This window comes from Arthrobacter sp. ISL-95, assembly GCF_018613695.1.
GTDB lineage: Bacteria > Actinomycetota > Actinomycetes > Actinomycetales > Micrococcaceae > Arthrobacter.
On sequence record NZ_JAGGPR010000023.1, the window covers coordinates 20,330 to 33,978 of the forward strand.

12 protein-coding genes are annotated in these 13,649 nt (G+C 60.9%); 3 read left to right on the forward strand and 9 right to left on the reverse strand.

Features of this window, described 5'->3' with window-relative positions:
• Positions 1-29 precede the first annotated feature (29 nt).
• From J7I86_RS22110 to J7I86_RS22125, 4 genes are all read right to left on the reverse strand, one after another.
• Positions 30-293: a hypothetical protein gene (locus J7I86_RS22110; RefSeq protein WP_214823003.1), complete on the reverse strand. Its 264-nt coding sequence runs from the start codon at positions 291-293 to the stop codon at positions 30-32.
• Positions 294-1,222: 929 nt separating this feature from the next.
• A complete protein-coding gene (locus J7I86_RS22115) occupies positions 1,223-2,068 on the reverse strand; it encodes a carbohydrate ABC transporter permease (protein WP_214823004.1) in 846 nt (281 codons plus the stop codon).
• A gap of 2 nt (positions 2,069-2,070) precedes the next feature.
• Positions 2,071-2,991 carry a carbohydrate ABC transporter permease gene (locus J7I86_RS22120; RefSeq protein WP_214823005.1) on the reverse strand — a complete coding sequence of 307 codons (921 nt, stop codon included), beginning with the start codon at positions 2,989-2,991 and terminating at the stop codon, positions 2,071-2,073.
• Between the two features lie 155 nt (positions 2,992-3,146).
• Positions 3,147-4,412, reverse strand: a complete 1,266-nt coding sequence (locus J7I86_RS22125) for an ABC transporter substrate-binding protein (protein ID WP_214823006.1) — start codon at positions 4,410-4,412, stop codon at positions 3,147-3,149.
• Between the two features lie 381 nt (positions 4,413-4,793).
• Here J7I86_RS22125 and J7I86_RS22130 point away from each other — a divergent pair, with 381 nt between their 5' ends.
• Positions 4,794-5,792, forward strand: a complete 999-nt coding sequence (locus tag J7I86_RS22130) for an IS481 family transposase (RefSeq protein ID WP_214823007.1) — start codon at positions 4,794-4,796, stop codon at positions 5,790-5,792.
• A 135-nt stretch (positions 5,793-5,927) separates the two neighbouring features.
• On the opposite strand, the gene J7I86_RS22135 is transcribed toward J7I86_RS22130, so the two are convergent.
• On the reverse strand, positions 5,928-7,208 hold the full coding sequence (locus tag J7I86_RS22135) for an ROK family protein (protein WP_214823008.1): 1,281 nt from the start codon (positions 7,206-7,208) through the stop codon (positions 5,928-5,930).
• 116 nt (positions 7,209-7,324) lie between these two features.
• Between J7I86_RS22135 and J7I86_RS22140 the strand changes: the two genes are divergently transcribed.
• Together J7I86_RS22140 and J7I86_RS22145 are read left to right on the forward strand one after the other, a co-directional pair.
• Positions 7,325-8,359, forward strand: a complete 1,035-nt coding sequence (locus J7I86_RS22140; RefSeq protein ID WP_214823009.1) for an SIS domain-containing protein — start codon at positions 7,325-7,327, stop codon at positions 8,357-8,359.
• Positions 8,356-9,294, forward strand: a complete 939-nt coding sequence (locus J7I86_RS22145; RefSeq protein WP_214823010.1) for a BadF/BadG/BcrA/BcrD ATPase family protein — start codon at positions 8,356-8,358, stop codon at positions 9,292-9,294. Before J7I86_RS22140 ends, J7I86_RS22145 begins: the two co-directional genes overlap by 4 nt.
• 445 nt (positions 9,295-9,739) lie before the next feature.
• Here J7I86_RS22145 and J7I86_RS22150 read toward each other — a convergent pair whose 3' ends face one another.
• The 4 genes from J7I86_RS22150 to J7I86_RS22165 form a co-directional block, all read right to left on the reverse strand.
• On the reverse strand, positions 9,740-10,132 hold the full coding sequence (locus tag J7I86_RS22150; RefSeq protein ID WP_214823011.1) for a cupin domain-containing protein: 393 nt from the start codon (positions 10,130-10,132) through the stop codon (positions 9,740-9,742).
• The gene (locus J7I86_RS22155) at positions 10,129-11,502 is read right to left on the reverse strand and encodes an FAD-binding oxidoreductase (RefSeq protein WP_214823012.1); all 1,374 of its coding nucleotides are present in this window, start codon (positions 11,500-11,502) and stop codon (positions 10,129-10,131) included. Before J7I86_RS22155 ends, J7I86_RS22150 begins: the two co-directional genes overlap by 4 nt.
• A gap of 169 nt (positions 11,503-11,671) precedes the next feature.
• Complete coding sequence (locus J7I86_RS22160; protein ID WP_286180152.1) at positions 11,672-11,875, reverse strand: hypothetical protein; 204 nt, start codon at positions 11,873-11,875, stop codon at positions 11,672-11,674.
• Positions 11,876-12,035: 160 nt separating this feature from the next.
• Positions 12,036-13,640, reverse strand: coding sequence for an amidohydrolase (locus J7I86_RS22165; RefSeq protein ID WP_214823013.1), 1,605 nt, complete (start codon positions 13,638-13,640; stop codon positions 12,036-12,038).
• Between the last annotated feature and the right edge of the window lie 9 nt (positions 13,641-13,649).

Consider the following 13,649-nt stretch of genomic DNA (forward strand, 5'->3'; position numbering starts at 1 on the left):
AAGTCTCGGGGCGCTGTTGTTCCTTGCCGCTAGATTAGCGCTGGCAGAGGCAACTGCTGAACAGCCCTGCGCGCACTGCCGAGCGGGGTGATCGCGTTCTCAACCTCGGTCGCGAAGTCCAGCAGATCCTCTGGTGTGCTTGACAGCGTCTCCCAGGAGCTGCCATCACGAACCGTGAATCCGAGACCAGGAAGATAATTGCCTGCCGAATCCGTGGCCGCCGTGAAGGGATGCGCGTACGACAGCTTGTTCCGAACCAACTGGCGAGCATCCTTGAACGCTGCAATGGCCACGTCAAGGATGTCTGCAACCGCAGCTCATGCAGGATGCTGACGATACTCATTGGCGAGTGTTGCCAGCGCCTTCTCCTTGTCGCCAGCCATCTTCCCTCGCGCTTCCGGCAATGCGGCCGCCCGAGCGTCGTAAAGGATCGCCGTCACCGTATCTTATGCCAGGATGAAACCCAGCAGAAAGACGGCACTTTGATCTCTGAATTAGGGACATTCGCTCGGCGTCACGTCCGGGGGAGTGATGTCGGTAGCCGCAAGCCACCCCAAAGGCAGGTTCGCTGCGGCCCAGGTTTGAGGGTTTTGCGTAGGTACTCTCTGAAGCCGGGAAATGGCGTAGTCGACTTTGCCATGCCCGGTTGATTCGATGAGTCTGACGTTGATAAGCCTGCCGCAGGACTATGACACGCACGCATGCCTGCTTAGTGAAATTCACACGATTTCAGACTTTGGCCTCCAGCGAGACCAGAAGTCAGCCCAGAATCCGCGGAAATCCAGGACGATTCAGCCCACGCGGCGGGATTAGGGATGGGGCGAATTGATTCATCTGATGAGATACGCAGAAGTCAGCTTGACATAAGATAGGTTATCGGCGATCGAAAATTGACCCGGGGAGTGGTCTTGGAAGTCTTCCGTGGCCAGCGCGCCAGCACAGTTATTAGTAGGCTTCACGTCCCTTGTCTGAGTTTTGACCCTCCATAATCAGCGGCTTAGGGGCTAGCCTGTCCTCTGAATCTGCGTTATCAGGCACCCTGTCGCTGGATGCCTTGCGCTTGGGCGCCGATAAAAGGCGGGATGACCGGCAGCAGTTGCTGGCGGGCCTCTTCTACCGGGGAAACTAAGCACGGAGCAACCCTCGGGAGGGTGGCTCCGTGCTTAGTTCCGGTTGAAAGACCTGGATGATTCTCCGAGCCTGAGAGGAGGAGGTTCGTAAACTAGCCCTTCACACCGGACATTGCCACTCCCTTGATGACGTGCCGTTGGAAGAGGATGTAGACCAGCAGCGGCGGAATCATTGCGATCAGCATGGCGGCGAAACGTACTCGGGGGTCCACGTAGAAGTTCGGGTTGAACATGTTGGCGATGGCGACGCTGAGGGCCTTCACTTCCTCGCCTGTGACCAGGGAGGGCCACAGGAACGCACCCCACACGCTGAGGGCGAGCAGAACTGTGGCTGTGATCAGACCGTTCCGCAGCATGGGGACGACGATGAAGAAGAAGATGCGGAAATGGCCGGCCCCGTCGACCTGTGCCGCTTCGATGAATGATCGCGGCAGGTCTTCCATGAACTGCATGAGGATGAATACCGAAAGAGGGGAGACCATGAGCGGCAGGGCTACGCCCAGGTATGAGTCGGCCAGTCCCATGTTGAACACCTGCCGGTACAGGGGTACGACGTACAGGACGAGCGGAAGCATCATTGAGCCCATGAGCATGGCGAAGAGGAACTTTTTGCCTGGGAACTCAAAGAAGGTGAATTCGTACGCGGCCAGGGAGCTGGTGAGGGCCATTCCTGCGATCGCGATCAGGGTGAAGATCAGCGTATCCCGCAAGGTGGTGCCCAGATCGAGCGCTGTGAACGCTTCGACCACCTTGGACCATCCGTTGGCGAGGTCATCGGGTACGAGCGCGGTGCTCATGTTCGTTGAATCTGAGGAGAACGTGGCGCTGAAGATCATCCACAGCGGGTAGAGGCTGGCCAGCAGCCAGATGAACGCGAGTACGGCCATCAGGATGATGCCTGTACGCGATCTTTTCTTTCCAGCAATACGTGATGGCATAATCACACCTTCTTCCGGCGCAGCTTGAACATTATGAAGGTCACGGCGATGATGATGACCATCAGGATCACGCCTTCGGCGGCTGCCCGGCCAAGGGCGGCTTCGCCGCCTATTCGCACGTTACGGACCATTTCCATCACGGGGAATAGCATGACCTGGTTTGGACCACCGACTGAGTTGGGATCGGAACCGCTGGTCAGAATTTGCGGGATGTCGTATACCTGCAGGGCGCTGATAAGCGAGTAAGTGATGACGAAGAAGATGATGGGCTCCATCATCGGGATGGTGATGTTCCACATTTTCTGGAAGACGTTTGCGCCGTCCAGGTCTGCAGCTTCGTAGAGGTCCTCCGAGATCTCCTGCATGCCGGTGCTGAAGATGACGAAGTTGAATCCGACGGAGTGCCACACGTCGATAAAGATGATCAGTGCGATCGCCCATCCGGCGGTGTTGACCCAGTTGACGTCCACTCCGATTCCCAGCTTGGCGAGGTTGGAGGCGACGAGCCCGTTCTCCGAGTCCATCAACCACAGCCAGATGCCCACGCAAAGGAACAAGGGAATCGCGGTGGGCACGAAGAACCCGCTGCGCAGAAACGACTGGAACCGGCGGGGCAGGTTGTGGACGATGAGTGCCAGACCCAGGGAGACCCCAAGGCCAATGGCGACGGTGATGGGCACATAGACGGCCAGGTTCAGGAGTGACTTGAGGAACCGGGTTGATCCCAACCCTTCGCCGCTGAGGATGTAGAGGTAGTTTTCCAGGCCCACGAAATGAAGGGTGCTCCGGCTCGACACGGACCAGTCCGTGAAGCTCATGGCCAGGCCGTAGACCATGGGCGTCCCGACGAAGACGATGAGCAGGACGAAGAACGGAGCAAGTCCTATGTAGATCGGGAGGCTCCGGGCAATGCGGGTTTTCAAAGGGAGACGACGGTTCGGTGCCGGCTCATTGCGACTCCTATGCGACGTCCGACCCATAGTCGGCTTCAACTCCGTACTCACGGGAGTACCTTTCTTTCTTGCAGTCGTGGGCAACCTGTGCCCGGAGTCACCTCCGGGCACAGTCGATGTCCGTGTTACTCGCCGGCCTCGGCGTAGAGGCTGTTAATTCCCTTGACGAATTCCTCGGCGGTCTGCTTGGGCGTGAGTGCACCGGCACCCAGCTTTGCTACCGGGTCGGTCATTGCGGTGGGCCAAAATACGCCTGACTTCATGAAGTCCATCTGCGGCATGCCGCCCTTGAGACCCTCGGAGGACACTTTCGCCATCGCGGAGGAGCCGACAACGGCCGGATCGTCCATGACATCCTGACGCAGCGTGGGCCGGCCGGTTTTGAGGGTCCATTCCTTTTGCACGTCGTACGACCCGAGCTTCTTCAGTAGTTCTGCAACCAGCTCGTTGCGGGTCTCGTCCTTGCTCTCGACGCCGTAGAAGAAGTCCCAGCCCTGGAGTCCACCGGTCCTGCCGCCCACCTCGTGAGGGGGCGTAAGCACGAAGTCGTACTCGACTCCGCTCTGCTTGATGGCCGGTTCGCTCCAGGGGCCACCGATCATGTAGCCGAGCTTGTTCGACTTGAAGGCTTCCATCGTGCTGTCGGCCTTGTAGATCATCGACTGGTTACCGAACTTGTCGATTTCCTGGACGACCTCGAAGGTGCGCTCCAGCTCTTCGGGCCTGATGGTCGTCTTGCCGTCTTGGGCACCCTCAGTGATCTTGTCGGCGTCGGCGGCCATGATGGCCCCCGGCCCGAAGTAGTCGTCCTTGGTCCAGGAGTGAGTAGGGGTGGCGCCCGATGCCTGCACCTTTGCAAGCTGATCGAGGAACGCTTGCTGGGTGGGGGTACCCTCGGCGGGGTCTATACCGGCGTTCTTGAGGACGGTCAGGTTCCGGTAAATGACAGGGGTATAGCTGATGAACGGGACTGCCCACACACCGTCGTCCTGGGAGACGGTCTCCAATGCCTTTGGGTAGAAGCCCTTTGCATAATCCGCATCAAAGGCTGGCTTGAGATTGAGCAGCCCGACGGCATCGCGGTACTTTTTGGCATCGCGGGCGCTGGCGCTGAATGCGTCGGGAAGTCCCACGCCGGACATCAGCCCCGAAAGGAGGTCAGCGTCGTTCTTTGGTACCAGTGTGACCGAACCTACGTTGGAGTGTTCCTTTTTGAATTCGTCAACGACTTTGTTCATGACCGCACCAGCTTCACCTTGCGTGAAGTCCGAGTACACCCAGAGAGTGAGATCTTGTTTCTTGTTTGGGTCGGATGCCTCGCTGGAGCTGCATCCTGTCAGAAGTCCAGCTGCGATAGCTAACGCCGCCGCCGCGCCGAGTACTTTCTTCATCAAAGCTCCTTGTTTACTGAACTGCTGTGTTTTCAGTTCGTGGCTTGTGGCTGACCGCAGGCCGTCTTTGTTGAAAGCGCTCGTGTGAGGGCGATCACTGGCTGCCGGTGTTAGTTAACCAGATAACCTTACTAATGCTGTTGGGTCAACCCCGCATGCCAAGCGCGTCGGGTCCGCCGAAGAAATTAGCGTGAGATGAGCGCCCGCCGACGGTTGAACCATCGCAGGGCTTAGGCGCGAATGATCCAGTCGCGGGCATCGTCAATCCGAAAGCGATCTAGCTGTACTCGGCCATGACGTTGGTGACATGGGTCTTGAAGTGAGGAGGACCCCCGGGGCTTAGTGGAGGTATCTGACATCTTCACGGCCACGGAGGTCCTCATGTCCCACGCTAATGCCCGCTTGACCATTCACGGGAGATTTCTTCTCGTTGAGAGGGTGATCGGTGATCAGCGGCCGGTTTCCCACGTGGCGAAGGAATTGGGTATTTTCCGGCAATGCGCCCACCGCTGGGTAAAACGGTTCCGGGCCGAGGCTGAGTCCGGCCTTCTCGACAGATCCAGCCGCCCTCACAGGAGTCCATCCAAGACCTGTTCCGAGCGGGAGGACGCTGTGGTCGCGGCCCGGACGGAACTCAGATGTGGGCCGGCGCGGTTGAGCCGAGCCACCGGGGTCCCCGAACGAACGATCTCGCGGATCCTTGTCCGACGCGGCCTGCCGCCCCTTGCTGCCTGCGATCCCGTTACCGGGGCGCTCATCCGGGCCACCCGGGCAACGACGGTCCGCTACGAACGCCAACACCCAGGCGAGTTGATCCATGTGGACGTGAAGAAACTCGGGAGAATCCCTGATGGTGGAGGCTGGCGCGCCCACGGCCGCTCGGAGAAAGTCCGTGGGCGGGGCATCGGGTTCGACTACATCCACGCAGCCATCGATGACCACACCCGCCTGGCCTACGCCGAAATCCATCCGGACGAAAAAGGCACAACCGCTGCCGGGTTCCTCCTTCGAGCTGCAGCATTCTTCAAAACCCAGGGCATCGGGAAAATCGAACGCATCATCACCGATAACGCCTTCGCCTACAGAAACTCCACCGCATTCAAGACCGCCGCAACACAGATCGGCGCGCAACAACGATTCATCAAACCCCACTGCCCCTGGACTAACGGCAAAATCGAACGCTTCAACCGGACCATGGCAGCCGAATGGGCCTACGCCAAACCATTCGCCAGCAATACCGAAAGAGCCGCAGCGCTTGACCCTTGGCTGAACTACTACAACACTGAACGCATCCACGCCGCCATCAAGGACACCCCGATCACCCGAGTGTCACCAACCTCATGGCCGGGTACATCTAGCGCCGCGAAGGCCCCCAACTGACCTGATAGCGATTCATCCGTAGAGGTTCCGTGAAGGCGCAACGATGTACGGCAGGGCCCGCATAGGCGGTCCGAGGCCCGTGGATTCCGTTCCGGGTCGCTGGCGAAGATTTCGGCCGTTGGTGTCCGAGCGTTTTTAGACTGAGGTCAGTCCTCGTGCGCTGCGTGACCTGTCCGCATAGGTAACGGTGTCGGCAGGGCTCTGGGTGCCAAAAACGACTGTCGTCCGGTCGTCCAAGCGTCGCTTGTACCTGGATCCCAAGAGTCCGGAGAGGGCGTGGTCAAGAGTTAGCGCGACTGCGCCTTCGACCGTTGCGTCCTCTCCCAGCGAGCCGGCCGTCACCTGTACCTCGGGCTTAATGCGTTGCACCACGGCCCGCACGCCTTCCAGGAGGTGGGGATTTTGCCCGACCCCTCCGCCCAGGAGAATCAGTGCCGGATCGAGCACCGCTGCAAGGGAGAGCACCAGTTGCCCGATGTCCCGGGAATGTTGATCAAGGGCTGCGACTGCGGTGGGAACGCCCGCGGCGGCGGAGTCAAAGAGCTCGGCAACCGTAGTGGGTACAGGGCCCTGCCGGACGTCCCAGGTCGATGTCCACCGGTCAAGGAACTGATTTGCGCCGAGGTAATCCTCAAGTGCGAAACGGTCGGCCTTTGCTGTATGCGCAGGCCATCCGGTCGGAAGGGACGAAACTTCTCCCGCTCCCCCCCGTGCACCGCGAAGAACCCGCCGGTCCGCGACGATCCCTGAGCCTATTCCAACCCCTACCTGAAGGAAGACGAAGTCATTGACATCCTGCGCGCTCCCCAGTTCCATTTCCGCCAGGGCCGCGCAGTTCACGTTGTTTTCAAGCAGAACGGGGACGTCGGCATTCAGATCGAGGGCGGCAAGGATTTCAGCAAGCGCAGGCCTGCCGACTGTCCGGCTCGTGGATTCCTCATTGAGGTATTGAGAGATGACCCGTGGCACAGCCACGCCTACCGCCCGCAAGGGGCCGGCTACGGGAGCTATCTCGTCAATCATTCCGGCGACCAGGCTACCGATCAGCTTCAGGATTTGTTCATTGCGGGTACCGGGACCGCTAAGGCTCTTGCTAACGCTCTTCAGTTCCCGGCCATCCAAGCCCCGTGAAAGGACTTTGACCCGGGTGGACCCGATATCAAGGCCCAGAAGCCATCCCGCGGAGGCGGCGATGGCATAGACGGTTGCGGAGCGGCCAAGCGATCCTTGCCGGGCGCGGACCGGGGCTATGAGGCCGGCATTCTCCAGCGCACTAACCGCGAGGCTCACCGTTGGTTTGGACACGTCCAGGGAAGCGCTTATATCGGGACGTGTGCACTCCCCCTTTGCGTAGACAACCGAAAGCACGCTGCGTTCGGTCTCGGTGAGCTCAATCCCGGTGGGAGAAGCAGCCATCAGACCTCCTAGGTTTCCTTTATTAATCTACCTTCCAAACTGTGCCCCTGCTTGACCGATAGGCATTAGTAAGGTTATCTGGTTAACTAATGCTCGCACTGAAGAAGGAAGATCAAATGACACCCACTAGACCTTGGCTCAAGTTTGACGAGGGCATCGCGGCGCAGTCAGCGGGGCTCACGGAGTCCGTGCAGAAAGTTCGTGAATGGCTTGCTACAGGCGCAGCCGAAGCCCTCAAGGGAAAAAGCCTCCTGTTCGCCGGCATCGGAGCAAGCTACGCAGCTGCGGCAACCCCTGTTTACTTCTTGCGCCAAGCAGGTATTGCAGCCTTCCGCTCATCCTGCGCTGATGTCCCTGACGAGGGCATTGCCCTCGCGGATGTATACGTGGGAATTTCCCAGGGGGGCCGCAGCCGGGAGACCATTCAGGCCTTGCTTACCGTGCCGCGGGAACGCCGCGTGGCTGTAGTCAACCACTCCCATTCGCCCCTTGCCAGCGAGACAGGGATCGTCCTCAGCGTGGGTGACTTGTTGGACAGCCGCATGTCCTCGATCGGGTTTACGGCGACGGTTGCGGCCCTGGGGCTGTTGGCGGAGTGGATCACTGACGGAGCTACGGACGCAGGTTGGGACACCATTGGACCGCTGACGGAGAAGGTCATGGCTGACAATGATGATGTCCTTCGGCTATTTGCATCGGAAATTGCAGAACGGGGAACTGTGGATGTCGTCGCCGCGGCCCCGAACCTGACATCGGCTGAGCAGGGAGCGCTCCTGTTCCGCGAGGGACCTTTCGTTCCTTCTATGGCCATGGACACCAGGTCCTACCTGCACGGTCCGATGGACTGCGCCGGCCCTTCCACTGCTCATGTGCTGATCGGCGGGGCGCGCGAAGGCCTGCTGGCTGATCAGCTCGCGGAAAAGATCGTTCCGATCCTGCTGATTACAGACGAGGACGTGGCAGCCGCCGCAACGATTATCCGCATCCCCCAGCTCACCGCCGTGCAACGCTCTGTCCTGGAAGTGGCCTTGATGCAGCGCCTCGTTCAGCACACCGCTGCCGCCTTTGGGCGGAACATCGAAGACCGGGCGTTCACGCGATACGACACAAAGGTGGACAGCGTGCGGCAGGTCATCGACGGAACATTGTGAAAACCACAGTTGTAGGAATCGATGTCGGTGGCTCAAAGACAGCGGTGCGAGCCGCCGACGCCGGTTCCGGAATCCTTTCAACCGACATCACGGTACCGACGCAGTCGTGGAGAGGTGAAAGCTTCCCCACAAAAGCGCGCGTCCTATTGGACTTGGTGGACCAACACGTGGGCTCTGACATAGCGGCCCTCGCCGTCGGAGCCCATGGATGTGACACTCAGGAACAGTGCGATGCTCTGCAAAAGGCCATCGCCGAAATGGCTACCTTTCCCGTCCGAGTCGTCAATGATGCACATCTGCTTCCCTACGCGGCCGGTTATCCGAAGGCCATCGGCGTCATTTCCGGGACAGGATCCATAGCCGTGGGCACCACGCCGGAGGGGAAGGGAATTTCGGCCGGCGGATGGGGCTGGCTGGTAGGCGACGATGGTGGTGCTACCGGTCTGGTCCGAGAAGCAGTCCGTGCGGCCCTCATCGCGTCCGATTGTGGCCATAGGGATCAGATACTGGAATCTACCCTGACGGCAGCGGCCGGTGTAACCCGGATCGGAGAGGTCAGCATGAAGCTCATGCTTGAACGACCCGAACGCTGGGCACTCTTCGCTCCTGCCGTATTTGCCGCCTCTGCGACCGGTTCACCCATTGCTAAATGGGTGATCAACGCCGCCGCGCGTTCCTTGAGTGACCTCGTGGATTCCGTGGCAAACCACGGCGCCGACGCGGCCCATATCGTGCTCGGCGGCTCCGTCATCGCTTCGCAGCCGGAATACGCCGCCGAGGTTCGCTCGTTACTGGCGATCTCACGACCACAGTCCACCACAGTGGTACTGGATCGGCCTCCGGTAACCGGGGCTCTCGTGATCTCACAGATGTTACACACGCGGGGAGAGTACGAGGCGGCATTCGCTGCCGAAAGGTTTACCTTCGGCGAGTAAAACGCGTTGACTACGCGCCTAGTGGGCTCGGCCCCGTGGACTGCCATCACGGAGCCGAGCCCATAGCCTTGCATTCGAGGCCGCCCCCGACAAGTAAGCACCCCTGCGTTGGGGCAACAGGGGCACAACTAGCGGAAGCCAAGGTTGCGTGACATCGACTGCGATCATGATGGTTTATCCGAAAGCCGCGCGTGCTGCCGACCAAACTTCTCACCGTGGATACGAATGGCATTTGACGTGCTGTCGCCCGTCCACCGGAAATAGAATTGGCTTGACGAAACGTCCGTTATCGGAGTTCTACTTGACGGTTCGGACGGCCCAGTGAATGATGTGGCCCGACTCGTCACCGCGAACAGCTAGACAGCTTTGACGAGCTCCTCGCTTTGTACGCTGCATCCTGGGTTCGCCTTCCTTTGGCGAGGTCAGGGGACGCCGAATGACCCCTTCAGAGTTCACTCGTCAGAGCGCTATTGTCTGGTGGAACTCTGGCGGCCAGGTACAGCTTGCGCAGAGGTCTCTTGTGTATTGTCCATCGAGTTTGCATTCCATCGGCCAGGCGGACGATCGAACCGGGGAAGAGCCGAAGCGTTGGCAGCTTTGGTTCCAGGAACTCAACAGTGGCCTCGCCGGTGAGGACAAGGAAGACCTCCTCGCTTTCAACGTCGAGCAGTGACCCGGCGCTCATCTCCCATAGGCCAAACTCAGCTCCTGCGACGGAGCCCAAATTTGTGATCGAAGTGGACGGGTTCCCCTCGCAATGCTGCCAAACTTCGACCGGATGGTTGTCCAGCGGGGCAATCGTCGCCTGAATCATTTCTCCTGGGGCGATTTCCCTCATGAGTCGAATCCCAGCCCGACGGCGTCGAGCGCTTTGAGGATGAGGTTCCGTTTCCCTTGATTGTGGTCGGCCCGGTCCATGGACCGGCGCGTCAGGATGATCCCTAGGAAAGCCAGCGGTTCAGGCGGGAAGGGAAGTGGCCGTTTCCGGACCATTTCCACTCGTGTGCGTTCCGTGTCGAGGCCGGCCAGCAGATCCAGGAGAACGTCGGCGGCGAATGCGGTGGCGCCCATGCCGAGGCCCGTGAAACCTGCCGCGTACGCAACGCGACCCTTGCGGGCGGTGCCGAAGAATGCACAGAACTGCGTACTCGAGTCGATCGGCCCAGCCCACTTGTGTGTGAACTTCAACCCTTCCAATTGCGGGAACGTGGTGAAGAAGTGGGAGGCGATCTTCTCCCAGGTGGCGGGCTGGTGCTCGTGCCGCTGGTCCACGCGCCTGCCCCAGAAGTAGAGGGCTTCGTACCCGCCGAACAGGATCCGGTGGTCCTTGGTGATCCGGTAGTAGTGGAACTGGTTAGCAACATCGCCAATGCCCTGCCGTTTTTCCCACCCGATGGAGGCCAACTGTTCGGGTGTGAGGGGCTCGGTCATGAGCGCGTAATCGTACACAGGCACCGTCATCAGCTGGTTCCGCTTCAACAAGGAAGGGAAGACGTTGGTGGCGAGCACAACGTGAGCGGCCTCCACGTTACCTCGTTCGGTGACGATGGTGACGCCGTGCTCCTGGTCCTTCAGCTCGCGCACACGAGTGCCTTCGTGAATTTTGACGCCAAGGTCTGTGGCCACCGAATCCTTGTTCCAGCGGCCGGCCAGGTAAGTGGGCGAGTAGGCCTCGGCCTGGACGGCTTCGCGATCCAGGTACACACTGCCTGGGCTGTCGTCCTCTTGAAGCCAGGCCACCTGGTGAGGTTCCACCGCCACGTTAAGCTCGCCCGTTCGTCCCCAGCCGCAGTCCATGCCGTACTTCTCTATGGCTTCCTGCATGCGGTTCAGGTTCTCCATGCCAAGCCGGTTCAGCGTCTCCAGCTCGTCCGGCCAACGATTCTTGCCATTCTCGTGGCCGTGGGTGAGGCTGGCTTCACAGAAGCCGCCGTTCCGGCCCGACGCCGCCCACGCCACCCGCTCCGCTTCCAGCAGGACCACCGTCCGACCGGGGTCCCTTTCTTTGGCCCTGAGGGCAGGCCACAGCCCGGTGTAGCCGCCACCGACGATCACAAGGTCCGCGGCAGTGTCGCCGTCGAGTTGCGGGTAGCGTGTAGCGGTGTCCTTCAGGTCGTCGATCCAGAAGGCCCGGTGGGCGGCGCCTTCCAACGCATGCGCTACGACGGCGGCCTGCGGGACGTTCCGCTCGAAAACGGTGGTATTCACTGGAAATTCTCCTGCTCCTGGGCGCGCTCACATGGCGCCGGGACTGTTGATGGTGGCCGAGGCTGCTGGTGTTGGCGGGATTGCCGAAGCAGCGACCTGTTCGGCGTCCGTCCCACAAAGGCCGGGGACGTGAGGCGATGAGGTTCCGCGTGTAGTCGTCCCGGGGTCCTCAAGAATGCGGGCCGTGGGGCCCTTGCTCCACAATCCGTCCCTGATGCATCACCAGGAGCACGGAACAAAGGCGCGAGACCACGGCCAGGTCATGGGTGACGAACAGGATGGTGAGTCCGAGCTGGTCCCGCAGTTCCTCCACGAGCTCCAAAACCTGCGCTCGGACAGAGACGTCCAAGGCACTCGTGGCTTCATCGACCACCAGGACCTTCCCGGGCTGCAGCTGGGCTGGTCGATTTCTTGCCGTTCATGAGCTTGTGTCCTCTTCTCGCGTTTTGCTCTGAGGACACCGGCGCTCGTCTATGAGCAGCGCAGAGTTCGGCACAGTATCGCTCTGAGACTGGCGCTTTGACGTTCGGAGGTCATTCGCGCTCGAAAACCACCCTGCCATTCACGACGGTGACGGCCGTGCCGACGGAGTTGAGCGCCTCCGTGGGGATTTCGAATGGATCGATCGTGGAGACCACGAGATCAGCGCGTTCGCCCACCCGCACCCGGCCCGGTGTGGCTAGCACAAGTGAGGCGGATCCATCCGTGTAGGCAGCGAGCGTCTCCTCGAGGGACAGCCGTTGGTCTTCGTCCAGCACGTCTGCGGAGTCCGGAAGCGTTCGGTTGACGGCTACGTGGATCGCGACCCAGGGATCGGCTGGAGAGACCGGCCAGTCGGACCCCATGGCGAGGTCGGCGCCGCCGTCGGCCAGTGATCGGAACGGATAACCGGCGCGCATCCGGTCCTCGCCGATCATGGGCACGACGAAGGGATCGGGCGCCGCCCAGAGCGCCTGCATGTTCGCCGTGATCCCGAGCGGACCGAACCGGTGCGCGTCGTCGGGATGGATCATCGAAAGGTGGGCGAAGTGGTGGCGAGGACCGGGACCATTTTTCACTCGGGCAGCTTCGACCGCGTCGAGTGCCACCCGGATACCGCGGTCACCCATGATGTGCAGGTGAAGGGCGAACCCCGCCGCGTCGAGCTGTTCGACGAAGGCGAAGATCGCCTCCTCATCGAAGTGCATCTCGCCGTTGCCGGCGTGGCTGCAGTATGAGTCTATGAGCGCGGCGGTCTCACCGTGGGGGACGCCATCGATCATTGCCTTCGCTGTGCTGGTTTGAAAGCCCGCCGCGGCATTCTCCTCACGCAGCCGCACAAAGCGCTCGACAAGCGTAGGAACTTCCTCGGCCCTCATGCCGGGACCGATCCAGAGCGCGCCGGAGGTCTTCGATGCGAGAGTGCCCTGCTTGATGGCGTTGCGGTAGGCGACCGTGCAGTCGGCCTTGCCGTTGTACTGGCCGAGGATGGCTTCGTGCCAGCCGGTCACCCCCAGCGACCAGAGGAACTCCTGCGCATTCAAGAGTCCGAGATAGATCTCGTCGTCGGTTGAGGGTGGGACCACCCGCCCGACGAGTTCTGCCGCTGTTTCGTTCAAGTAGCCGGTGGGTTCGCCGTCCGCATCGAGATAGATGTGTCCGTTGCGCGGCTGCGGCGTGCGGCCGTCGATGCCAGCGATCTCGAGTGCTTTTGAGTTCACCCACAGTGTGTGGTGACCGGCATCCGAGAGAGCCACGGGTCGGTCGGGCACGATCGCATCAAGCATCTGCCGTGTGGGATTCGGGAAGATCGCGTGGTCCCAGCCGCCGCCGGTGATCCAGCCCTCACTGGTCTGCTCGACCCTGGCCCGGATCAGATCGAAGGTCTCCTGCTCGGTCTTGGCCGGCGTCAGGTCGCAGCTGAGGCGCTCGACCCCGGCGAAGGCCGCGTGGGCGTGTGCGTCGACGAAACCGGGCAGGATCGCTCCGCCCCCCGCATCGACGATGTGTGTGTCCGGACCCTGCAGCTCGAGCACCCGGGCGTCGTTGCCCACACGCACTATGCGTCCGTCGTTCACCGCCACGGCTGTGTAGACCGTGCGCTTGCGGCCGTCGAACACCCGACCCGACACCAGGCAGAGGTCTGCGAATTCTGACATATCCAACTC

Bases quoted from the DNA above. Each gene is read 5' to 3' on its own strand.
- J7I86_RS22135 (WP_214823008.1), bottom strand. From the start codon at position 7,208: ATGGCTGCTTCTCCCACCGGGATTGAGCTCACCGAGACCGAACGCAGC.
- J7I86_RS22150 (WP_214823011.1), bottom strand. From the start codon at position 10,132: ATGAGGGAAATCGCCCCAGGAGAAATGATTCAGGCGACGATTGCCCCG.
- J7I86_RS22125 (WP_214823006.1), bottom strand. From the start codon at position 4,412: ATGAAGAAAGTACTCGGCGCGGCGGCGGCGTTAGCTATCGCAGCTGGA.
- J7I86_RS22140 (WP_214823009.1), top strand. From the start codon at position 7,325: ATGACACCCACTAGACCTTGGCTCAAGTTTGACGAGGGCATCGCGGCG.
- J7I86_RS22115 (WP_214823004.1), bottom strand. From the start codon at position 2,068: ATGCCATCACGTATTGCTGGAAAGAAAAGATCGCGTACAGGCATCATC.
- J7I86_RS22165 (WP_214823013.1), bottom strand. From the start codon at position 13,640: ATGTCAGAATTCGCAGACCTCTGCCTGGTGTCGGGTCGGGTGTTCGAC.
- J7I86_RS22130 (WP_214823007.1), top strand. From the start codon at position 4,794: ATGTCCCACGCTAATGCCCGCTTGACCATTCACGGGAGATTTCTTCTC.